The 21623-nt window shown below is 62.7% G+C and carries 19 protein-coding genes and 1 pseudogene; 10 read left to right on the plus strand and 10 right to left on the minus strand.

What is annotated here, in order from left to right; translation table 11 throughout:
• A partial coding sequence (locus NKK47_RS30030; RefSeq protein WP_352579319.1) for a hypothetical protein occupies nt 1-229 on the plus strand: 229 nt, incomplete at its 5' end.
• Nucleotides 230-638: 409 nt separating this feature from the next.
• Here NKK47_RS30030 and NKK47_RS30035 read toward each other — a convergent pair.
• On the minus strand, nt 639-3071 hold the full coding sequence (locus NKK47_RS30035) for a PAS domain-containing sensor histidine kinase (protein WP_352579320.1): 2433 nt from the start codon (nt 3069-3071) through the stop codon (nt 639-641).
• Between the two features lie 561 nt (nt 3072-3632).
• On the opposite strand from NKK47_RS30035, the gene NKK47_RS30040 reads away from it, so the two are divergent.
• Nucleotides 3633-3995, plus strand: a complete 363-nt coding sequence (locus NKK47_RS30040) for a tyrosinase family protein (protein ID WP_352579352.1) — start codon at nt 3633-3635, stop codon at nt 3993-3995.
• Between the two features lie 191 nt (nt 3996-4186).
• Here NKK47_RS30040 and NKK47_RS30045 read toward each other — a convergent pair whose 3' ends face one another.
• Nucleotides 4187-5278 carry a Gfo/Idh/MocA family protein gene (locus NKK47_RS30045; RefSeq protein ID WP_352579321.1) on the minus strand — a complete coding sequence of 364 codons (1092 nt, stop codon included), beginning with the start codon at nt 5276-5278 and terminating at the stop codon, nt 4187-4189.
• A gap of 236 nt (nt 5279-5514) precedes the next feature.
• On the opposite strand from NKK47_RS30045, the gene NKK47_RS30050 reads away from it, so the two are divergent.
• Entirely contained in the window at nt 5515-6432 is a 918-nt protein-coding gene (locus NKK47_RS30050; RefSeq protein ID WP_352579322.1) for a LysR family transcriptional regulator, read from the plus strand.
• Here the strand turns inward: NKK47_RS30050 and NKK47_RS30055 are convergent.
• The 3 genes and pseudogenes from NKK47_RS30055 to NKK47_RS30065 all read right to left on the minus strand — a co-directional run bounded on the left by NKK47_RS30055 (nt 6429) and on the right by NKK47_RS30065 (nt 9588).
• Nucleotides 6429-7208, minus strand: coding sequence for an alpha/beta fold hydrolase (locus NKK47_RS30055; RefSeq protein WP_352579353.1), 780 nt, complete (start codon nt 7206-7208; stop codon nt 6429-6431). The two genes, NKK47_RS30050 and NKK47_RS30055, sit on opposite strands and share 4 nt — an antisense overlap.
• A 584-nt stretch (nt 7209-7792) precedes the next feature.
• Nucleotides 7793-8155 (minus strand): annotated as a pseudogene (locus tag NKK47_RS30060) (hypothetical protein); the annotation flags it as partial.
• 446 nt (nt 8156-8601) lie between these two features.
• A complete protein-coding gene (locus tag NKK47_RS30065; RefSeq protein WP_352579323.1) occupies nt 8602-9588 on the minus strand; it encodes an aldo/keto reductase in 987 nt (328 codons plus the stop codon).
• A gap of 163 nt (nt 9589-9751) precedes the next feature.
• Here NKK47_RS30065 and NKK47_RS30070 point away from each other — a divergent pair, with 163 nt between their 5' ends.
• The 5 genes from NKK47_RS30070 to NKK47_RS30090 all read left to right on the plus strand — a co-directional run bounded on the left by NKK47_RS30070 (nt 9752) and on the right by NKK47_RS30090 (nt 14444).
• Nucleotides 9752-10966: an ABC transporter substrate-binding protein gene (locus NKK47_RS30070; RefSeq protein ID WP_352579324.1), complete on the plus strand. Its 1215-nt coding sequence runs from the start codon at nt 9752-9754 to the stop codon at nt 10964-10966.
• A 97-nt stretch (nt 10967-11063) separates the two neighbouring features.
• On the plus strand, nt 11064-11945 hold the full coding sequence (locus NKK47_RS30075) for a branched-chain amino acid ABC transporter permease (protein WP_352579325.1): 882 nt from the start codon (nt 11064-11066) through the stop codon (nt 11943-11945).
• On the plus strand, nt 11942-12994 hold the full coding sequence (locus NKK47_RS30080; protein ID WP_352579326.1) for a branched-chain amino acid ABC transporter permease: 1053 nt from the start codon (nt 11942-11944) through the stop codon (nt 12992-12994). The genes NKK47_RS30075 and NKK47_RS30080 overlap by 4 nt, the downstream gene beginning before the upstream one ends.
• Nucleotides 12991-13716, plus strand: a complete 726-nt coding sequence (locus NKK47_RS30085; protein ID WP_352579327.1) for an ABC transporter ATP-binding protein — start codon at nt 12991-12993, stop codon at nt 13714-13716. The genes NKK47_RS30080 and NKK47_RS30085 overlap by 4 nt, the downstream gene beginning before the upstream one ends.
• Nucleotides 13713-14444, plus strand: coding sequence for an ABC transporter ATP-binding protein (locus NKK47_RS30090; RefSeq protein ID WP_352579328.1), 732 nt, complete (start codon nt 13713-13715; stop codon nt 14442-14444). Before NKK47_RS30085 ends, NKK47_RS30090 begins: the two co-directional genes overlap by 4 nt.
• Nucleotides 14445-14452: 8 nt before the next feature.
• Here NKK47_RS30090 and NKK47_RS30095 read toward each other — a convergent pair whose 3' ends face one another.
• Nucleotides 14453-15202 carry a FadR/GntR family transcriptional regulator gene (locus NKK47_RS30095; RefSeq protein ID WP_352579329.1) on the minus strand — a complete coding sequence of 250 codons (750 nt, stop codon included), beginning with the start codon at nt 15200-15202 and terminating at the stop codon, nt 14453-14455.
• A 114-nt stretch (nt 15203-15316) separates the two neighbouring features.
• On the opposite strand from NKK47_RS30095, the gene NKK47_RS30100 reads away from it, so the two are divergent.
• A complete protein-coding gene (locus tag NKK47_RS30100) occupies nt 15317-16222 on the plus strand; it encodes an NAD(P)-dependent oxidoreductase (protein WP_352579330.1) in 906 nt (301 codons plus the stop codon).
• A gap of 16 nt (nt 16223-16238) precedes the next feature.
• On the opposite strand, the gene NKK47_RS30105 is transcribed toward NKK47_RS30100, so the two are convergent.
• Nucleotides 16239-17024 carry a FadR/GntR family transcriptional regulator gene (locus tag NKK47_RS30105; protein ID WP_352579331.1) on the minus strand — a complete coding sequence of 262 codons (786 nt, stop codon included), beginning with the start codon at nt 17022-17024 and terminating at the stop codon, nt 16239-16241.
• A gap of 3 nt (nt 17025-17027) precedes the next feature.
• Nucleotides 17028-18470: an FAD-binding oxidoreductase gene (locus NKK47_RS30110; RefSeq protein ID WP_352579332.1), complete on the minus strand. Its 1443-nt coding sequence runs from the start codon at nt 18468-18470 to the stop codon at nt 17028-17030.
• Nucleotides 18471-18631: 161 nt separating this feature from the next.
• On the opposite strand from NKK47_RS30110, the gene gloA reads away from it, so the two are divergent.
• A complete protein-coding gene (gene gloA, locus NKK47_RS30115; protein ID WP_352579333.1) occupies nt 18632-19048 on the plus strand; it encodes a lactoylglutathione lyase in 417 nt (138 codons plus the stop codon).
• An 86-nt stretch (nt 19049-19134) separates the two neighbouring features.
• On the opposite strand, the gene NKK47_RS30120 is transcribed toward gloA, so the two are convergent.
• Nucleotides 19135-20103, minus strand: a complete 969-nt coding sequence (locus NKK47_RS30120; protein WP_352579334.1) for an ABC transporter permease — start codon at nt 20101-20103, stop codon at nt 19135-19137.
• Between the two features lie 17 nt (nt 20104-20120).
• Complete coding sequence (locus NKK47_RS30125) at nt 20121-21623, minus strand: sugar ABC transporter ATP-binding protein (RefSeq protein WP_352579354.1); 1503 nt, start codon at nt 21621-21623, stop codon at nt 20121-20123.

The following is a 21623-nucleotide window of genomic DNA, read 5'->3' on the forward strand; positions in this document are numbered from 1 at the left end:
CCGACCTCTCATGAATCACGCAAAACCGCTCTTGGGAATCCTCGAAACGCTCCCGGAGCTAAAAATCTGCCAAAGTAGTGCTAGGCTAGCTCACCGCCTATGGCGCCACACCGCCGTGATGGTGCCACAGGATTGCCTCTCAATACTGGCCTTCACCGTCGAACCAGAGGGTGTCGATCCGGCAGGCGAAGCGATCACCCAATTACCAGCGCGGCCGTCGATGGGATGACCGCTTAACCCGAGAGAGAAGGACCAGACCACGAACTCCAAAGCCATCAGCCTTGCTGCTGCATTTGCTTTTTCTGCTATTGGCAGCGCCGCACTCGCCGGCGCGCTCGATGAATCTGCCACCACTGCGCCGTTTTACATGATTCGAATCTGAAGACGTTGAGGCCAATGCTTGAATTGAAGGCGGCAAGTCGATGCCCAAGGAAAAGGAGGAGGAAGTGGTCAGGCTTTGCAATGACCCCTCCACGCGTCTCGAAGAGTTCTGCCCGGTCGTGAATGCCCTGCACAAAATGCAATAGTCCTCGATCGGGGCTCAAAGGGGTGGCGGGTTCCAGCCCGCCATCCGATTTTTTGTTTGATATCCCGATGCTTTCTGGGTGCGACCTACCACCCCGAATAAAAGCACGATACTATACGGTGTCCTCGTGCCGCTCTCTTGCCTGCTGAGCTTCCGGAAAAGAATTTGTGACTTCCTGTTCCGCGGTTGGCAAGATGAACTGAAAAACAGCGCCGCGAGGCTCATTCGTATCGGCCCATAGGTGGCCCCTATGGGCATCAATGATCGACCGGCAGATCGACAGCCCCATCCCGACGCCGCTGGACTTCGTGGTGTAGAAAGCCTCGAAAACTCGATCGAGATTATCCGGATCAATGCCCGGACCTGAATCGCGCACAGACACGAGAACGCCACCGGTCTGCGCTTGCTCCGTGCTGATCGACATCTCCCGTGGCCCGGCCTGGAGCGTACTCATGGCTTCGACAGCGTTCAGGATCAGGTTCAGCACGACTTGCTGCAGTTGAACACGATCCCCCTCGACGGGAGACAGCCCCTCCGCGAGGCGGGTTCGGACCGAGACTCCATTCTCGGTGACCGCACTTCCCGCCAACAGAATCAACTCGTTGATCGCTTCATTGAGATCAAAAAGATGCTTTCGCGGAGGCGCTTTCTTGATTTGATCACGGATCCTGTCGACGATGTTTCCCGCTCGATCGGCGTCGCCCACGATAGAGGCGAGCGCTTCCCGGATTTCGCCCAGATCCGGTGGATTTCTGTCCAGAAAGTGCATGGCCGCACGGGCGTTGTTGCGTGCCGCGGCAACCGGCTGCGTGATTTCGTGAGCCAGCGAAGCAGTCAGTTCTCCCATTACGCTCAGGCGGTTCATGTGCGCGAGATCTGACTCCAGCTGACGCAGCCTCTCGCGCTCTGCCTGGGCGCGCATGAGTGCTGTCACGTCGGTGCCGGTGCCGCGATAGCCACGGAATTCTCCCTCGGCGTCAAACACTGGCTTGCCGCTGGCTTTCACATAGATGGGAGAGCCGTTACGGCGAGCGGAGCTATATACGAAGTCGCGGAACGGTTTGCGTGAATCGAGAGTTGCCTGGATAAGCCGCCACTTCTCCGGCTCCGTTTCAAGATCGAGCGCGTGATCCCAGCATCCCGTGCCCATTCGGTCAGCCGCGTACGAACCAAACGCATTCTCGGTCAGCAGCGTGAACTTGTAGTCAGGACCGATTTCCCAAAACCAATCGGAGGCGGTCTCGGCGTAGTCGCGGAACTTCGCCTCGCTCTCCCGCAATCCTTCCTCGGCGCGCATGAGCTCTTCAATATCCAGAGTCGCCCCGACCCAAAGCTGCAGCGTTCCATCGCTGGCCCGAAGGGGTTCGGTGCGAGTGAGCAGCCAGCGGTAGTTTCCTTGAGCGTCGCGGACACGATAGCTGTGCTCATAGCCCTCGCCCGTGCGCAGACTGTTCGACCAATATTTGCGGCCCTTTTCCTGGTCGTCGGGGTGCAAAAACGGGATATGGGCGTCCCACGGTACACCGATGTCGATGCCGAAACGCAAGGGATGATCCTTCGGAAGACCAAGGAAATCCCCTTGTCGTTTACTCACAAAGGTAAGGCCGCCTGATGGAGGCGCGTACCAGGTAAGCGCCGGAAGCACATTTAGGATGGTCCGTAGCTGGGCCTCGAATCTGGGTCGCTCTTCGGCCTTCTTGCCTTCATCGACATCAACCGTCACACCGTACCACTGGACGATGCGGCCTTGCTGATCCCGCAGAGGCTCAATCCTGAATTGATGCCAACGGAACTCGCCGTCCGCTCGGCGTAAGCGCGTCACCCATTGGTTCGGCGTTCCAGCGTGAATGGCTTGATAGAAAGCCCTCGCGGTTTCTGGAAAGTCATCCGGGTGGACAAGCACTTCCCAGCCAAGGCGCTTGAACCCCTCGAACCGCATCCCGCTGTAATCCAGGAGGCGCTGGTTCATGTGCGTCGGTTCGCCGGCGGGATCCGTTGACCAGAGGAAGGCTGGTACCGTTTCGAAGATTTGACGGAGCTTGTATTCGCTCTCCCGCAGTCCATCCTCGGCGCGCTTGAACTCTTCTATATCCAGAGTCGCCCCAAGCCATAGCAGTAGGGCTCCATCGCTTGCCCGGAGCGGTTCGAAGCGAGTGAGGAACCAGCGGTGGTCTCCTTGAGCGCTACGAACTCGATAACTATGCTCACCGCCCTCGCCCGTGTTCAGACAGTTTGACCAGTATTGGCGTGATTCTTCGTGGTCGTCCGGATGCAACAACGGGATCCAGTCGTCCCACTGTGCGCCAGTGTCGATGCCGAAACGTAGGGGATGATCTTGCGGAACACCAAGATAATCCGCAGTTCGTTTGTTCACAAAAGTGAGGGCACCGGACGGAGCCGCGTACCAGGTATATGCCGGAAGCACGTTTAGAATCGCCTGCAGCTGTGCCACGAATCTGGGCCATTCTTCGGCCTTCTTGCCTTCAGCGATGTCAACAGACAGGCCGAAAACTGCCTCCTTAGCTCCGTCACCCTTCTTTGGCATAGATCGCTCCATGGCCGGCCTACAGATTCGGACCTGCCTTTATCGGAGACGCCATGTCGCAGACTATCGCTACGCCTCGGCAAAGGTGGCGGTGATCTTACTCCTTGCGCCAGAGACGGACCATATGATCCTTTCGACCTCGGACGACTGGCGAAGCTTTCCGCGAGACGCGCCTCATAGGCGTTCTGCGGAAAGCAGCCCGCAATGATCGGTCTCCTCCACGATCGGCGGCGTCCATATCGAGGACTTTGGCGCGGGGCAGATCTATATTGTCTGGTGGGATCTCGCGACGAAGACCCCCCAGCTTATGACGGACCATGGGCCATTCGTGCAAATCTAGGCGGAGTTCGATATCCCCTAACGCGCCGGTCGCTGCTGCGGGCTGGTGCTACAGCTGCGGTTCTATCCGGTGTCGCCGGCGCCAAAGCCGCCACGCCCTCGACGAAGGTTCGATACTCCATTCTCGACCGAAATTTTCCAGCAAACATTGTTCAGGCCCTGAAGACGGCAATCACAAAAATGCTGGCTTGGCCACCGTCGGATCCGCAGAACTGGTACCGAATGCCAATTGTTCATGCACTCGATTGCCCCTATGGGAACTGGTGGCTTCTACCTTGGCATTGCGCCTACATCACTTCGTTCGAGGCCATCTGCCGTGAACTGTCGGGACACGCCAATTTGACCCTACCCTGTTGGGATTGGACGACCGATCCGGCCGTCCCTGGGGTCATGTTCGAAGGGGTTTTGAATCCAAACGACAGCTCCTATTTGGAAACGGCTGCGCTGTTCCGTGCGGCGTTCGAGCCAATCGTCAAGGCAACCAACTGGTGGGCGATCAGATGCGGATGGCATGCTCGATGCGGCAAGCCCCTACTATCAGTTGCTGTGACGGGCCGTCGGCGGCAGCCTCCTGCTCTTGGTTGAACAAATCCGAAAGCCCTGGGGTCGCTATATGGCCCGGGCTCAGCATGTTACGGACGATTTCGTCGACGAGCCGCTTGGCGTGCGGTAGTACGCGACGACCGCTGCACGGGCCCCTGGCGATCTCTGCACCGAGGCCTGTGGATGTGGCAGCTCAGGTCACCTCGCGATCCGGCCGGTCAAATCATTCACCGTCATTCCTCCCGATTGGGAATGATTTGCCGCTCGCCCCGGTCGGCGGCGCGCCTTACAGCCTCGATGAGACGGGCGTTGTGAACAGCGTGTCCAAACCCGGGCGTGCTGTAGGTCCCCGCACGCAGATCACGGGCAAGACCAGCGTAGATCTCTCCGACGTTTCCCGCCGCGCCCATCAGCCCACCGGTGACCGTGGCCCGGTCGGGTGCCACGAATGGGATGTTCGAAACGAGCCTGAGGTCCCCCGCCTGGAAGCCATAAGGGTGATCGCTGGTCAGGCTGAGCCATCCCTCCGATCCCCTGATATCGAATGTGAAACGAACTTGCTCCCCCTGGCCCCCGGCGTCGAAATCGGCCGTGAACGCGGTGCCGGAGCGCGTCTTTCCGATAACGCTGACGTAGTCGGCAGTTTCGCGGACGCTCTCTTCGCCGGTGTCTGTCAGTTTGACCATGGGCCAGCGAATCTCGGTCCGGGCGTCAACCTCGACAATCTGTCCTAGGACCGCTTCCACCAAATCGACCGTATGCCCGCCGCAAATGGTTAGCAGGTTGGCGCCAGAAGATGCCTTATTAAAAAAGTCATGCGCCAAGGAGATTTCTGGTCCAAATCCATAGGTTGGCGAGACGATTCTGGCGCTTAGCGGCCGTCCGATTTTTCCAGAGGACACCAACTCGGCTGCGCGTCGTGCGGCGGGATTGTGCCGGCCTTGCAATCCGATCGCCGTGTGGTTTGAACCCACCGCGCGCGCCATCTCCTCAGTCTCTGCGACGCTGCGTCCGAGAGGCGCCTCGCAATAGACCGCCTTGCCGGCATGGAGCGCCGCCAGAACGAGCTCGCGATGGGCGGGCACCTTGACGGCGATCGTGACGAGATCAATTCGGTCATCTCGGATCATCTCGAAGGGATCGGAAAACCAGCGCTCCGCACCGAAGGCCTTAGCCGCCTCGCGTGCACTCTGCTCGTTGCGCGTCGCCACAGCCGCGAGCTTGAGGCCGGGAAGACCATTGATGGCCGGAATGTGCGAGACCTTCGCCCAACTTGATCTGGTGTCCGCACCGATGATTCCGACGCGAATTTCTTCCTGGGTCACTGCTTTACCTTTTCATTCAAGTGATCAATTGAAATGACGTAGCCAGTACTGACGCACTGGGTCTTTCTCGGTTACTCGCGGCCATCCTGGGTGAGGTCGAAAGTGCACATTGCCGAACGCGGACCAGCACCGCTGCCGGTCTTGCATCTCATAACCAAGATATGCGTAGATCATGGCCAGACAATCACGCTCAATCCGAACACGCTGTCCGAAATTTCCTGACAATAGGGAGCCCGATGGACCGATTCGCAAGCATCACGGCATTTGTGCGGGTCGCTGAGAGTGGCGGCTTCTCGGCTGCGGGCCGCCGCCTGAACCGGTCTAAGGCGACGGTCAGCGGACAGGTCCAAGCGCTGGAAAATGCCGTTGGCGTACGGCTGTTGAACCGCACGACCCGGCGGATTAGTCTGACCGAGATTGGCCGTGGCTATTACGAGCGCTGCGTACAGATTCTGCAGGATCTGGAGGAAGCCGACGAAGCGGCTGGCGCACTACAGGCTATCCCACGCGGCCAGCTCCGCGTCTATTGCCACCAGAGCATCGCCCTGTTCGTCGCACCGGTCGTCACCGATTTCCTGACCCGGCATCCTGAGGCGTCGGTGGATATTCGCATCGGCTACGGGATGATCGACCTGGTGCAGGAGGCGTTCGACCTGGGGATCAGCCCGCTCTCGCCGCCTGACTCCACCCTCGTCGGACGACGCCTCGGGAGTTTGAGTCCAATTGTTTGCGGCGCTCCCGCATACCTCGAAAAACATCCGGCACCGCAATCCCCGGCCGATCTGGCCGGCCACAACTGTCTGCGCCACCCATACGCACCACCGTCTCCAGACGAGTGGCATTTCTTGGACGCCGCCGGCAATCCGGTGGTGGCGCGCGTATCGGGAAACCTGATCACCAGCAACCTCGAAACGATGCGCGCCGCCGCTGCGGCCGGGATCGGTCTGGTGTTGACGGTCCCGTATCTGATGGCGGACCTATTGGCCTCGGGAGCGCTAGTGCCGCTGCTACCTGACTACCGAGCGCAAAGTTTTGATATAAAAGCGCTTTACCCCCATCGCCGGCACCTGAGCGCCAAGGTTCGCGTGTTCATCGACATGCTGGTAGACCGGTTCGCCGAGCAAGAGCGCTGGCTCCAGCGAGCCGCCGGCTAACTGAGCTGCCCCGCGGCTTGTGAGATGAGCTGGGTGATCTCGCGCGGGTGAGAGATCAGCGACAAATGGCCTGCCTTGACCTCGATGGTCTTTGCGTTCATGCGCTTTGCCATGAAGCGCTCGAGATCCGGATTGATCGTGCGATCCTCGGTCGAGACGGCATACCAGCTTGGCTTCGAGCGCCAGGCCGCTTGCGTTGTCTTTCCGGTGAAAAGCCTGTCTGAGATCGGCCCCTGGACGGCATAGAGGATGCGCGCCTTCTCGTGAGGAATACCGCCGGCGAAATCCCGCAGGAAAGCCTCCTCGCTGAGCTTGCCATAGCCTTCGGACCAGACAAGGCCGGCGGAGGCGGGCGGCGCCGCAAAAGTCTTGGCGAGCGCCGTGTAGTCTTCTTTCGCATCCGGAGCGCGCGCCGCGACATAGACGAGCGAGGAAACCTTTGGATCCACCCCTGCCTCGCTGACGATCATGCCGGCAAAGGAGTGTCCGACAAGTATCGTCGGTCCATCCTGGAGCGCGATCGCACGGCGTGTTGCCTCGACGCCCGCCTCCAGCGTGGTCAGCGGGTGCTGGACGACGGTTGCCTTGAGGCCGGCCTGCTGCAGGATGCCAATCACCTCTGACCAGCACGAGCCATCCGCATATGCGCCATGGACCAGGACGATATTGCGAGCCTTGGGCCCCGTCTGCGCGCGCGTCTTGTCGGAGCCGGTCAGTATGCTCGTGGCCACCCCGGCGACGAGCGCGGTGGAGAAAGTACGCCGATTTATCATGATCGTGGGTTCCTTGGGAGGTTGGCAGATGGGGATCTAATTCGCGCCGAAACCTCGGCCGAGACGAGCCGCAAGCGCTTTGCGTGGCGCTCACGTCCTGCCTTCGCAGCCCACCCGGCCTTCGTTACGGCCGTCACTGCTTCGTGATCGCGCCTTGGGCCGGAGCGACATGGTCGCGCAGGCAACGGACAACGCGCTGCTACCGGATCACTCCAAGGGAGCGCTACGTCCTTCAGCGTGTGGTTCCCTCGCTCCCATCGCCAGCTTCGCCCGGCTTTTTCGATACCCCCGGCGATCAGTTCGTCCACTCTTGAAAGGAACAGCTTCAGGGTCGGCGATGTGTTTGCCTTGTTGTAGCCGATGACCAGATCGATCGTCGGCGTATCGCCTTCCAGCGGGCGGCTGATCACCGACCATGGCATGAAGTTCTGTGCGTAGACAGGCCGGAATGCCACACCCCAGGTCGAGGCGAACAGCGACATAGCCATGGCAAGATTGTCGACCTCATGATCTGGGCTGATTGCCGAGATTGGATCGCTTCAGATAGTCGTCGATAACGACCCGCAAGGCCGGCGCCGTGTTCGACACCGTAACGGCTTGGGGAAACGGCAGGCCAGCGCTTCGATCAATCGCTTCTCCACCGCGCCGGAGTGAGCGGCGTTGGCGCGAGCAAGCTGGACATGCTCGAAGCAGCGCTTTGTCGCCGCGTTGGCTTCGGCCTCGCCATGTTCCTTCCAGGTCAGATTGTAGAAAGGGCCGGCGGCATAGGCGATGCCCCAATGCACGAAGGCGCAGTCAGGGTCTGTTTCCAGCGCCTTCTCAAAACACTTGATGCCTTCCTCATGGTTGAAGCCGTAGCACCAGTTCAATCCGATATCGAACCAGCGCTGGGTTTCCCCGGAGCGGGTGGAGATGCGGCGCCGATAGACGCCGAGGTTGAAGCGATCCATTCTTGCTTTCTTCTCACACCATGTTTGCGACCCGGCGAGCCAATCCTCGCTTCCGCTTCCGAGGGCCGTCATGCCGTTACGAATGTCGGCGAGAGATTGCATTTACAAGGGCGCGCCTATGTCTGGCCCGAACTATCTCACTCCTGAAGAAGTCGTCGATCGCTACCGCGGACAGCTGAGCGAAGGGACGCTACGCAACTGTGGCGCTATTGATAGCAGGGGTGTGCAACAGCCTGTTGCACATTTCCCTCAGATCAAACTTCGATGAGCCGCACATATAGTAGCCGCTACAGCGCGGCCGAAAAAGCCATTTGTCGATACATGCGGCAAACGGTGGCAACGGCATCCAGCGGCTGTGGGACGTAGCGAAATGTGCACAGTTGCCCAAGGCCGATTGCCAGCCATCGGAGTTCCACGTCCAATCGACTGCGGCCAAGGGTCTTTGATTACCAGCGTTGATGCACGTAGGGCTTGATGTCCTGATCGTAGATATCCCGGATCTTGCCCATCAGTTCGCTGGACAAAGGCGCAAGGTCTGCGGCTTCGGCATTGGACCGAGCCTGCGCCGGATTGCGTGCGCCCGGAATGACCACGGTGACCGCGTCGAACATCAGGATCCAGCGCAAGGCAAATTTCGCCATCGTCGTGTCACCAGAAACCAGTGGTCGGATGCGCTCGACCGCGGCCAGCCCGACCTCATAGGGCACGCCCGAGAAGGTTTCGCCGACGTCGAAGGCCTCGCCGTTGCGGTTGAACAGACGATGATCCGTTGTCTCGAACTTGGTGTCGGCCTTGAACTTGCCCGACAGCAACCCGCTGGCGAGCGGGACGCGGGCGATGATTGCCACATCGTTCTTCTTGGCCAGGTCGAAGAAAAGTTCGGCAGGGCGCTGGCGGAAGGCGTTGAAGATGATCTGCACGCTGATGACACCGGGATATTGCATCGCCTTCAGCGCCTCTTCGACGCGCTCGACGCTGACGCCATAATTGCGGATCTTGCCTTGCTCGACGAGACGGTCGAGCCGCTCGAACGCTTCGGGATGATAGTAGAGGTCGGTCAGCGGGCAATGCAGCTGAACGAGATCGAGCGCGTCGGTCTCGAGATATCTGAGGCTTCGCTCGATCCAGCTAGTCAGGTTCTCCTGGGTAAAGCCTTCGACCGACTGCGACGGCAGCCGCTTTCCGGCCTTGGTGGCGATGAACGGCCGCTCGCCGCCACGCTCCTTCATCACCCTGGCAATGAGTTTTTCGGAGCGGCCATCGCCATAGACATCGGCGGTGTCGATGAAGGTGATGCCGGCATCGAGCGCTGCGTGCAGGGCGGCCACCGCATCGTTGTCATTGACCTCGCCCCAGGCGGCGCCGATCGCCCACGAACCAAATCCGATCTCGCTGAGATCGCGGCCGGTGCGGCCGAATTTCCGTGACTGCATGTCCTGTCCCTCGTTCCGGCTTGCAAGCCGATTCGCATCCTGCTCGCGGAACTTAATCGAATGATGACGCGATTGACATCCGCGTTCGTTGGATTTACCAGATAACAGGGTTGTATGACAACCCGGTAAGACTGCAAAGATTTGGAGTCGGGAGGATCTCAAGTTGAAAACCGTTCTGAAAATGAGCGCGTCGGCGGCACTTTGCCTTACCGCGCTTGCCCATCCTGCGTTCGCCGAGGACAACCTCGTCAAGATTGGCGTCGTCGCGGCGGAATCGGGCTCGTTCGTTTCCGCCGGTCACACTTTGCCCGCGGGCGTCGGGCTTGCCGTCAAGCAGATCAACGACGCCGGCGGCATCAAGGTCGGCGGCAAGACCTACAAGCTGGAAATGGTCAAACGCGATGACCGCACCGATATCGCCACCGCCATCGCCGCCACCCAGGAACTGGTTCGCGACGTGAAGGTGCAGGCGATCTTCGGATCGGAGACGCATGACTTCACGCTGGCGATGGCCAAGATCACGCAGCCGGCCAAGATCATCCATTTCGCCGGCAATTCGACACTGGCGAAAATCCTGACACCCGACTCCGTCAAGCCGGGCGGAGAGGATCACTATCTCTTCCAGTCCGAGCCGCAGGAATTCCAGCGGTCCGGATCGACCGCGCGGGGCGTGTTGACCTTGCTTGAACCACTGCTCGGTTTTAAGCCAAAGAAATCGGTCATGATCGTCGGCAACGACGCCACCGGCCAGTTCCTGTCGTCCTATTACTACAAGGCGCTGAAAGCCGAGGGCCAAGACGTTCCCGACATCATCTTCTATCCGCCAGATACGACCGACTTCTCGCCCTTCCTGACCCGCGCCAAGAGCCTCAATCCGGATATCATCCACTTCTGGTACAATGGCGATTCAACGCTGACGGCACTGCCGCAGGCGCTCGAACTGGGTGCCGCCAAGAGCTATTTCCTGTTCGGCGTCGACCCCGGCATATGGAAGGAAAAGGCGCTGACGGCCGATGTGCCGGTGGCAATGAGCTGCGTGCCGGTCTGCTGGGGCGAGTCGTCCAACCCGAAAGCCAAGGCCTATTTCGACGCTTACTTCGCCGCCGGCGCGCCGCACGGCGTGACCTCGTCGGTGTCGCTGCTCTACCACGACTATGTGCATTTCCTCGCCGAAGCCTGGGAGAAAGCCGGCAGCTTCGATCCGGACAAGACGGTCGAAGCGTTGCTGACGCTGCACCATCAGGGCGTGGTCTCGGATGACCTGACTTTCAATCCAACCCATCAGGTCACCCATGCCACCGAGGTCTGTGCCGCGGCACCTGGCGGCGCCATCTCCTGCTCCATGCAGCAGCCGCCGGCTGAAGCCCCGAAGAGCTGATCTGGGAACTGATCCCTGAGTTGGCGGCGTCACCCGTCACCAACTCATCCTTCTTGAATACAGGCAGGTCTTGATCGCCCGCCTCCATCAACAGCGGATGTCAGCCGTGGATATCTTTATCCAACAGATCCTCAACGGCCTTTCCATCGCCAGCGTGATCACACTCATCGCCATTGGCGTGACCCTGATCTTCGGCCTGACCGGCATCATCAACTTCGCTCATGGCGAATTCCTGATGATCGGCGGCATCGTCACCTGGCTTGCCGTCAGCGCCGGCCTCGGCTTTCCGCTTGCGGTGGTGTTGGCGATCCTGGCGGTCGGGCTGATGGGCTACATTCTCGAGCGCGGCCTTTTCCGCTTCACGCTGGAGCGGCCGACCAATGGCTTCATCGTTTCGCTCGGCCTCATCGTCGTCCTGCAGCACGTCGTCGTGCTGTTCTGGAACCCCAACCAGAAGAGCATCCCGCGCCCGCTGACCACCGTCTGGGACGTCGGCGGCGTGCGCATCGCGTCCGTGCGCGTCATGGTCATCCTGATCACCATCGCCGTGGTGGCGCTCAGCTTCCGGATGATCACGGCAAGCCGCTACGGCCGGGCGTTGCGGGCCAGCGTCGAGGACCGCGACACCGCGGCCCTGATGGGCATTCCGGTGCGCCGCTACATCTCCGGCGTGTTCGTGCTGGGCAGTGCGCTTGCCGGGCTTGGCGGCGCATTGCTGATCGCGCTGTTTCCGATCACGCCGTTCACGGGTGGCGCAATGGTGATGAAGGGGTTCGCCGTTGCGCTGATCGGCGGGCTCGGGAACATCTACGGTGCCGTCGCCGCCGGTCTCATCCTCGGCATCGTCGAAGGCTTCAGCGCCGGCTACGGCTTCTCGCAATGGACCGACGCCTATTCCTTCGCCCTGATGATCCTGGTGCTGATCGTTCGCCCGCACGGCCTGTTCGGCGGCACCAGCGGACCCAGGATGGCATCATGAACGCAGGCCAGGAGTTCCACGGTCGTCGCGCGGCCTCCGCCTTCAAGGCAATGCGGTCCCTGCTTCCGGTGCTGGTCATCCTGGCGCTGATCGCGCTTGTGCCGCTGTTATCGCCGAGCAACCGCTTCCTGTCGCTGGCGATCTCGGCCGGCACCAATGTGATCGCCCTTTACGGGCTGTCGGTGCTGTACGGCCAGACCGGCATCCTGTCGATGGGCCACGCGGCATTGGTCGGCGTCGGCGCCTATGCAGCGGCGATCCTGGCGCGCGATTTCGGCGTCGGCTTTTGGGCAGCGCTGCCGGCGGCCGCCCTTGCGAGCGCCGTATTCGCGATGATTGTCGGCATTCCGTCGCTGCGCGTCGGCGGCCATCACTTCGTCATCATGACTTTCGCCTTCGGGCAGTTGCTCGCCATCGTGCTCACCAATGGCGGCGACTATACGGGTGCGGCGACGGGGCTCGACCTTGCTGGTCCGGTCACCCTGTTCGGCGCCGACATGAGCGACCTGACGCACTACTATTTGATGGTGGTGGCTTTCGTGACTGTCGCGGCGGTGGCGAGCTGGGCGATCATCAACTCGTCCTATGGCCGCACGTTGCGTGCTATCCGGGAGAACGAGAAACTTGCGGCTTCGCTCGGCATCAATGTCGGCCGGCACAAGATCGGCGCTTTCGTCGTCAGCGGTGTCTTTGCCGGCATCTCCGGTGTGCTGCTGGCCTATTTCCTCGGCCACATCTCGCCGACCCAGTTCGCCTCCTTCCCCAGCATCTATCTGGCGCTGATGGTGATGATCGGCGGCGCCCGGCTGATAGCCGGGCCGCTGGCCGGTGGCGTCCTGGTCGCCTTCCTGCCGGAGGTGCTCAATCTCGATCCGGTCCAGTCGCGCATCGTCTACGGCGTCTGCCTGATCGCCGTCATTCTGCTTCTGCCCGACGGACTGATCGCCGGCATCGCCGCGGCCGTGCGCAAAGTCCTTTTGGCGAGGCCGAACGAGCGGCAGGAACTGGAAAACAGTGCCGGCGGCAGTCCCTCCGAGGCGCGGCGATGAGCCCGATCCTGGAGATCTGCGGCTTGAGCAAGCAGTTCGGTGGCGTCACCGCGCTCGCCGGCGTCGATCTCTCTATCGCGGAAGGCGAAATCCTCGGCGTCGTCGGCCCGAACGGCTCGGGCAAGACGACGTTGTTCAACGTCGTCACTGGCGTCCATAAGCCCAGCGCCGGCGGCGTGTCGTTTCGCGGGCGTGATATCACCGGTTTGGCGCCGCACGCCATTTCGAGGGCCGGCATCGGCTACACCTTCCAGCAGGCGATGGCATTCGCCGGCCTCAGCGTGCTGGAGAATGTGCAGATCGCCGGCGAGCATGTGCGAGCCGGAGCAAACGCCAACACCCCTTGGCCGACGCCGCAGGCGCTGCTCGATTTCGTCGGCCTGACGGCGCTCGCGGGCGAGAAGGCCGGCGTGCTGCCGTTCGGCAGCCTGCGCCTGCTCGGCCTGGCGCTGGCACTCGCCACGCAGCCGGCGCTGCTGCTGCTCGACGAGCCGGCCGCCGGTCTCAACGACCGCGAAACCACTGCCCTGGTCGGGCTTGTGCGCCAATTGCCCGGCCACGGCATCACCGTCTGCGTCATCGACCACGACATGAAGCTGATGCAGATGCTGTGCCGGCGCCTTGCTGTGCTCGATTTCGGCTCCAAGATCGCCGACGGGCCGACCGAGGTGGTGCTGGCCGATCCCAAGGTCCTGGAAGTTTATCTGGGAGGCGACCTGTGAGCCTGCTCGCCGTTTCCGATGTCGTCACCGGCTATGGCCCGACCATCGTCAACCGGGGTGTCTCGCTGACTTTGGCCAACGGCGAGATCGTCACCATCCTGGGGCCTAACGGCGCCGGCAAGTCGACACTGCTGAAGGCGATCGCCGGGCTGGTCAGGCCGCGCGCCGGCGGCATCGTTTTCGACGGCGGCGACGTTACCGGCCTGCCCGCCGATATCATGGCAACCCGTGGCGTCGTGCTGGTGCCGGAGGGGCGCAAGATATTCGTCGAGATGACGGTCGAGGAGAATCTTCGGCTCGGCGCCTATTCGCGCAGGGACGAGGCTGCCGTCGAGGCCGATTTTGCGACCATGCTGGCCTTCTTCCCGATCCTCGCCACCAAGCGGCGCGACAAGGGCGGCTCGCTGAGCGGCGGCCAGCAACAGATGCTGGCGATCGCGCGTGGCCTGATGGCGCGACCGCGCGTGCTGTTGCTCGACGAGCCGTCGCTCGGTCTGTCGCCGCTGCTGGTCAAGGAGATCAAGGCAATCATCCTCGACATCGGCGAGCGCTTCGGCGCTTCGGTGCTGCTGGTCGAGCAGAATGCCGGTCTGGCGCTGTCGGTCGCCTCGCGCGGCTACCTGATGCAGAACGGCCGCATCGTCGTCTCGGGGCCGATCGCGGAATTGCGCGACATGTCGCTGATGCGGGATCTCTATCTCGGCGGCGTCGCGGGAGCCGCGTCATGAGCAAGGGCTCAGTCGCCGCATTCGGCCTTGTCGCGCAAGGTCGCGAAACGGGCATAGCTTTTGGTGAGATGGCTGCGCATGGCACGGCGCGCCGCATTGACGTCCCTGGCTTCGATGGCGGCGAGAATGGCGCGATGCTCGCGTTGCATGCGGGCCAGGTATTTTTCCCGTTCGGGAACCGTCATGCGATCGAGCCTGGTCCATTGGCGCGGGATCATGGCGCTGCCGAAAGTGTCGAACAGCCGTGTGAAATTGGCGTTACGCGTCGCCGCGAGAATGGCGCGGTGGAAGCCGAAATCCTCTTCCGAACCCGGCTCGCCGGCGCGCACCGCGGCTTCGAGCGCGTCGAGCCGCGAGCTCATCTGCTCGAGTGCTGCGTCGCTGCGCCGCTCGGCGGCGAGGCCGGTCGCTTCCACCTCGATGCCCATGCGCAGTTCCAGCACGCGCAGCACCTCGTCGATCGATTCGAGATCGTCAGGCAGGATGGAAAAGGTCCGGGGCAGGGGACCCTTGGCGACAAAAGCACCCAGACCCTGGCGGGTGGTGATCAGCCCGCGGGCGCGCAACGCAGCCAGCGCCTCGCGCACGACGGTGCGGCTGACGCCGGTCGCGGCGACGATCTCCTGCTCGGTCGGCAGCCGCTGGCCCGGCGCAAGATCGCCGGATTCGATCTGCGCGATCAGCGTGTTGACGAGCCCGCTTCTGAGATTGGGCGCTTGCGGTATGGCGTCGAAAAGCATGGTCTCGTAATCCGTCATCGGGGGATGCAGCCTCCGGTCCGATTCTCCGGCAAAGGATTGCATCGACACGGGTTCACCGCAAGATGAGGCATTGCAGCTGCTGCCGGGCAGGAGGCGCGATTGGAGAAAAGCATGAAAGAACGCGTAGGCTTCATTGGACTGGGCAGCATGGGCGCCGGTATGGCCGCCAATCTTCTGGCCAAAGGCTGGCCGCTAACGGTCTGGGCGCATCGCAGCCGTGCTGCGGTGGTGCGGCTGGTGGCGGCAGGCGCCACCGAGGCGGACGACCTGCACAAGCTTGCCGCCGCGAGCGACGTTGTTGTGCTTTGCGTTACCGGTTCGCGCGAGGTGGAAGCGCTGGTGATGGGGCCGGGCGGGCTGGCTTCTGCCGGCAAGCCACTGCTGATTATCGACTGCTCGACCTCCAACCCGTCATCGACAACGGCACTGGCGGTCGAACTCGCAACTCAGGGCCTGACGCTGATCGACGCGCCGCTCGCGCGTACACCCAAGGAAGCCGCCGAAGGCAAGCTCGACGTCATGGTGGGTGGCTCGGTTGAAGCCGTTTCGCGGGCGCGGCCGGTACTTGAAGCCTTCGCGGCGCGTGTCGTGCACACCGGACCAACCGGCAGCGGCCACACGATGAAGCTGCTCAACAATTTTATCTCGATGGGGTACTCGGCGATCTACTCGGAGGCGCTGACGCTTGGCGCGAAGGCAGGGCTGACGCCGCAGGTGTTCAACACCGTTATCTCGGGCAGCCGCATGGACTGCGGCTTTTACCAGGCCTTCTTCGACTTCGTGCTGAACCGCAACGAGAACGCGCAGCGTTTTGCCATCGCCAATGCGCTCAAGGACATGACCTATCTCGCTTCTTTTGCGCAGGCTGCGGGCGTCGCCAATCCGATTGGTGCTGCGGTGCGCAACGGCTTCGCCACCGCAGTCACCACCGGTCATGGCGAAAAATTCGTGCCGGCGCTTTCCAATATCATCGCCGGCCTGAACGGCGTCTCGCTGGTTGAGCCCAAAACGAACTGATGTAGAGCGAAGCCCGTTACCCGATGGCTTGCCTGCGAGTGGCCTTCTTTCGCCTCGCCTGTGGCAACTGAAGTGTCACCTCGGCGACCGCATCACTGTCATGCAGCCCGACGCGCAAAGCGGCTCCCGCCAGATGGTCGCGCATGGCCGCTTGTGCCGCCTCGACATCGCCGGCGCGGATGGCCGCAAAAATACGTTCGTGCTCGCCAAGTGTGATGCGGGCCATGTCGTCCGACTTCTGCTGGTTACCGGCGGCGAGAATGCTTTCGCGCACGCGCTCGGAAACGAAGACCAGAAACTGGCCCATATAGGAGTTGCGCGTCGCCTCGGCGACGGTGCGGTGGAACTCAAGGTCGCTGCGCAGCCAGGCGACGCTGCCATAGGGTGCGGCACGCATGCCGGCGAGCGCTTCGCCCATCGCGCCGAGGTCGGCGTCGGTATGGCGTGTTGCGGCGAGGGCCGCCGCCTGCACCTCGAGGATGCCGCGCAGTTCGAACAGGCTGCGGAACGAGTCGGCACGCTGCAGCGCTTCGTAGTCGATGGTCAGCACGGTTGCGTTGCTGGCTTCGACGACGAAGGCACCGCGCCCCTGCTGCGACCAGATGCGGCCTTCCGAGCGCAGCCGCGCGATCGCTTCGCGCACGACGTTGCGGCTGACCCCGAACGTGGTGGCCAGCGCCTGTTCGGTCGGCAGCTGATCGCCGGGCTTCAGCCGTCCCTGCGCGATCTCGCGCGAGATGGAACTCGCGACCAGAGTCGAGAGATGCGGACCACGATTGACCTTGTCGAGTTTCAGCGCCATCGCTCACCTATAGTCGAGGGAGGATTTGGACGCCAGAATGCGGCCGTTGCTCAAGATGCGACGCGGGTCGAACGCTTCCTTGATGCCTGCCGCAAGATCGAGCGCCACGGGATCGATGCGTTCGAGGAACGCCTTTTGCTTGACCCGGCCGATGCCGTGCTCGGCGCTGATCGAACCGCCATAGCGGTCGACAACGGCAAAGATCTGCTCTTCGGCCTCTTCGAACAGTTGCTCGATCGCTTCGGATGCCATTCCTTCCGGCGGAACGACATTGAGGTGAATGTTGCCGTCGCCGACATGGCCATAGGTGACGGCAAGCGCATCCGGGCGAGTTTGCTCCAGCGCGGCCAGCGCTTCAGTGACGAAATCGGCAAGTTTCGAGATCGGCACCGAAACGTCGGTGCGCAGATAGCGGCCGCCACGGCCCTGCCGCTCGACCATGATCTCTCGGTAGCGCCACAGCCGCTCGCCCTGCGCCCGCGTCGATGCCACGACCCCGTCCTCGACGATATCCGAGACGCCGCCGAGAAAACCCAGGAGCATGGCGGACAGGTCGATCAACCCACCGGAGGAAACCTCGATCAGCACATAGGCCGGGTAGGCCCTGGTCAGCGGTTCCGGAAAATCCGCGGCCTCGCGCATGGTGATTTCGATGCCTTGGCGCAGGATCAATTCGAAGGCGGTCAAAAGGTCGCTGCAGTCGCGCCGTGCTCGGGCGTAGAGCGCCATGGCGTCTTCGACCGAGCGCAGCCCGACCAGCGCGGTCTCGACCTGGGTCGGCTTGGGATAGAGTTTCAGCGCCGCGGCGGTGACGATGCCGAGCGTGCCTTCGCTGCCGATGATAACCTGCTTGAGGTCGTAGCCGCGATTGTCCTTGCGCAGCACCTTCAGCCCGTTCCAGATCCGCCCATCGGCCAGCACCACTTCGAGGCCAAGCACCAGATCGCGCGTCATGCCGTAGCGCAGCACGTTGAAGCCGCCGGCATTGGTGGCGACGTTGCCGCCGATGCGGCAGCTTCCCTGCGCCCCGAAGGTGATCGGCAGCAGACAGTCGTGCGCCTCGGCGGCGCGCTTGGCATCCTCGAGGATGCAGCCGGCCTCTACCACCATGGCGAAATCGATCGGACTGACGGAACGGATCGTGTTCAGGCGTTCGAGTGAGATCACCACTTCGCCACTGTCCGCGGCCACCGCCGCGCCGACGAGGCCGGTCAAGCCGCCCTGTGGCACGACGGGAATACGCTCCTCGTGGCAGCGCCGCATCAGCGCCGACATCTCCTCGACCGAGGCCGGGCGCGCCACCGCCAGCGGACGACCGAAGTGATCGCCCGACCAGTCGCGGCTGTAGCGCGCCAGATCAGCATCGGCCGTCAGCAACCCGCCATTCGGCAGCACGCCGGCGAGGGCTGCGATCAGCGATGCGGGGGTGGGCTGCACGACATTCATGACCTGGCTCTGGACCCTCTGCGGAAACGACTGGACAACCACCGTTCTTGTCGTGTTATCATACAACCCTGATTTAGAACATCAAGCGGCGCCGTTTCCCAACCAGCCGTTTGATGTGGATGGTCAGACCAGCAAATCACCGAATTCGGAGGACTTTCCCCATGAGCGACGCCCCAGGCCGCTTCCGCTACATGCATACCATGATCAGGGTGCTCGACCTCGACAGGTCGATTGCCTTCTACACCGAAGTGCTCGGCATGACCTTGCTGCGCCGGGACGACTATCCGGGCGGCAAGTTTACCAACGCCTTCGTCGGCTATGGTCCGGAGGACAAGGAGGCGGTCGTCGAGCTGACGCTGAACTGGGGCCACGAGAAACCCTACGAGATCGGCACCGGCTTCGGCCATCTGGCGCTCGGCGTCAATGACATCTACGCCGTCTGCGCCGAGCTCGAAAAGCGCGGCGCCAAGATTCCGCGCAAGCCCGGGCCGATGCTGCATGGCACCACCCACATTGCTTTCGTCGAGGACCCGGATGGCTACAAGATCGAGTTGATCGGTCTCGACACGATGCAGTGACCTTCTTAGACGGGACCGCATCGGCTTGGTGCCGATGCGGTCCCGTCCGGTCCGCGCTTGCTTGGGAGGCGGTGCGGAGCGATCTGTCACTTGATGACCGCGATCTTGCTGCGGTCGATGGTGATGGCGACAGCGGCGATGAGCACTGCGCCGAACACCATGTTTTCCAGGAAAATGTTGACGCCGACGAAGGTCATGCCGATGCGCACGATCGAGATGATCAGCGCGCCGACCGCCGTGCGCGCCACACCGCCCAGCCCGCCGGTGATGGCGGTGCCGCCGACGATGACGGCGGCAACGGCCGGCAGCAGCAGCTGGTTGGCGAGAACCGGCGAGCCGCTCGATAGCCGCGCCGCCAATACCACGCCGGCGACAGCGGCCAGCATGCCGGAGGCGGCGAAGGCGATGATCTTGGTGCGGTCGACATTGATGCCCGCCGCCCATGCGGCAGGCTCGCCGGCGCCGACGGCGATCGCCTGGCGGCCAAAGCGCGTGTAGCGCAGCGCGAGAAAGCTGGCGATGCCGATGACCGCCGAAATCAGCACCACCACCGGCAGGCCGGCGACCGTGGCGTTGATCCAGGCGGTGTTTTCGCGCCCCGCTTCCTCGATGGTGATGGCGCGGCCGTCGGAAACCCAGAGCGCAATGCCGGTCACCACGCCGCCGGTGGCGAGCGTCGCCACGAAGGACGGGACGCGCAGCTTGACATGGACGATGCCGCTCAACATGCCGAAGGCGAGCCCGGACAGGATCGCCACCGGAAAGGCTGCGAGGCCGAGCGAAGGCAGCAACTGCGCCAGGATCACGCTGCCCAGCGAGGCGACCGCCTGGATCGACAGGTCGATGCCGCCGAGCAGGATGGCGAAGGTGACGCCGGTCGCCAGGATGAACAGCACGGCGGTGTTGGCGAACAAAAGCGCCACGGTCTCGCCGGTCAGAAAGCCGGGCGCCGCGATCTCGATGATCAAAAGCAGAGCGACAAGCAGGACCAGCGGAATTGCGCCTTGCGTCCACTTGCCTTCGAAGATGCGCCTCAGCGAAAAAGCTTCATTCATCGGCCTGCCTCAGTCTCTCACACCATTGCCCGCAACAGTTCGACCTGGTTCGGCTTGTTGCCCGGGCTGGCGTCGAAACGCGCGGTGATCTCGCCGTCGCGCATCACCAGCACCTGGTGCGACAGGCCGATGGTTTCCTCCAGCGTGTCGGAAATCAGCAGGATCGCCACGCCCTGTCCGGAAAGATCGCGGATCAGCTCATAGACCTCCTCCTTGGCGCCGACGTCGAGGCCGCGCGTCGGATGGTCGAGCACGAGGATGCGCGAGCCCGCCGTCATCCAGCGCGCCAGCACCACCTTCTGCTGATTGCCGCCGCTGAGCTTGCGGCAGGCGGCATCAGGGCCGGGCGCCTTGATGCGCAGCCGCTTGATCCAGTCGGCGGCGAGGCGGCGCTCCTTGCCGTAGTCGATCGCGCCATGACGCATGACGCTCGACAGGTCGGCGAGCGAGATGTTTTCGGCGATCGACAGGAACATCACCAGGCCTTCGAGCCGCCGCTCGCGCGGTACATAGCCGATGCCCGTGCGCACCGCCGGCTCGGGCGAGGCGAAGTGCACGGCGTCGCCGGCGATTTTCATTTCACCTTCGCTATGCTGAAGGAAGCCGCCGACCGTGCGTGTGACTTCCTCGCGGCCGGAACCGACGACGCCGGCGATGCCGACGATCTCGCCGGCCCTGATCCTGAGGTCGACGCCATGATAGGCGCCGGCGACGCCGAGCCCCCTGGTTTCGACCATTGTCTCCTCGCGCGGCGCGTGCTGGCGGGCCTCGCGGTAGTATTCGGCCTGCAGCCCGCGGCCGACCATGATCTCGTGCAGGTCCGGCGCGGTGACCTCGGCGGCACGGTGTTCGGCAACCACGGCGCCATCCTTCATCGTGTAGACGCGGTCGGAGATCGCTAGCACCTCGTCGAGACGGTGCGAGACGAAGACGAAGCTGGCGCGGGATTTGAGCGAACGAACCCGGGCGAACAGCACTTCGATGTCGGCGGCGTTGAGCACCGAGGTCGGCTCGTCGAGCAGGATGAGCAATGGCCGCTCGACCATTTCCTCCAGCGTCAGCGCCTTGGCCAGCTCGACCATCTGACGTGCGGCGAAAGTGAGCTCGGAGGTGCGCGCTGTGACGTCGATGTCGATGCCGATCTTGGCCAGCTGTCGGCGCGCCGCCGCGTTCATGGCGCGCCAATTGACGATGCCGAAGCGGGTGAAACGATCTTCCTCGCCGAGATAGATGTTTTCGGCGACCGTCAGGTTGAGCACCAACGACTGTTCCTGGAACACCATGCCGATGCCATGCCGGGCCGCATCGCGCGGACTGCGCATGCGGAGCTGCTCGCCGTCGAGGGTGAGCCAGCCGCCATCCGGCCGGTAGCTGCCGGCCAGCACCCGCATCAGCGTCGACTTGCCGGCGCCGTTTTCGCCGATCAGCCCGACCACTTCGTTTGGCCGGACCTCGATCGAGACGTCGCGCAAGGCCTGGACGCCGGGAAAGTTCTTGATGATGCCGGATGCGCTCAGCAT

Origin of the sequence: Mesorhizobium sp. M0019, assembly GCF_040323975.1 — a bacterium.
In the GTDB taxonomy this organism is placed as follows: Bacteria; Pseudomonadota; Alphaproteobacteria; order Rhizobiales; family Rhizobiaceae; genus Mesorhizobium.

Excerpts from the sequence above, each read along its gene's own strand:
- NKK47_RS30035 (WP_352579320.1), bottom strand. The coding sequence starts at position 3,071 with ATGCCAAAGAAGGGTGACGGAGCTAAGGAGGCAGTTTTCGGCCTGTCT.
- NKK47_RS30040 (WP_352579352.1), top strand. The coding sequence starts at position 3,633 with ATGCCAATTGTTCATGCACTCGATTGCCCCTATGGGAACTGGTGGCTT.
- NKK47_RS30050 (WP_352579322.1), top strand. The coding sequence starts at position 5,515 with ATGGACCGATTCGCAAGCATCACGGCATTTGTGCGGGTCGCTGAGAGT.
- NKK47_RS30065 (WP_352579323.1), bottom strand. The coding sequence starts at position 9,588 with ATGCAGTCACGGAAATTCGGCCGCACCGGCCGCGATCTCAGCGAGATC.
- NKK47_RS30075 (WP_352579325.1), top strand. The coding sequence starts at position 11,064 with ATGTCAGCCGTGGATATCTTTATCCAACAGATCCTCAACGGCCTTTCC.
- NKK47_RS30080 (WP_352579326.1), top strand. The coding sequence starts at position 11,942 with ATGAACGCAGGCCAGGAGTTCCACGGTCGTCGCGCGGCCTCCGCCTTC.
- NKK47_RS30085 (WP_352579327.1), top strand. The coding sequence starts at position 12,991 with ATGAGCCCGATCCTGGAGATCTGCGGCTTGAGCAAGCAGTTCGGTGGC.
- NKK47_RS30095 (WP_352579329.1), bottom strand. The coding sequence starts at position 15,202 with ATGACGGATTACGAGACCATGCTTTTCGACGCCATACCGCAAGCGCCC.
- NKK47_RS30100 (WP_352579330.1), top strand. The coding sequence starts at position 15,317 with ATGAAAGAACGCGTAGGCTTCATTGGACTGGGCAGCATGGGCGCCGGT.
- NKK47_RS30105 (WP_352579331.1), bottom strand. The coding sequence starts at position 17,024 with ATGGCGCTGAAACTCGACAAGGTCAATCGTGGTCCGCATCTCTCGACT.
- NKK47_RS30110 (WP_352579332.1), bottom strand. The coding sequence starts at position 18,470 with ATGAATGTCGTGCAGCCCACCCCCGCATCGCTGATCGCAGCCCTCGCC.
- gloA (WP_352579333.1), top strand. The coding sequence starts at position 18,632 with ATGAGCGACGCCCCAGGCCGCTTCCGCTACATGCATACCATGATCAGG.
- NKK47_RS30120 (WP_352579334.1), bottom strand. The coding sequence starts at position 20,103 with ATGAATGAAGCTTTTTCGCTGAGGCGCATCTTCGAAGGCAAGTGGACG.
- NKK47_RS30125 (WP_352579354.1), bottom strand. The coding sequence starts at position 21,623 with ATGCTGAGCGCATCCGGCATCATCAAGAACTTTCCCGGCGTCCAGGCC.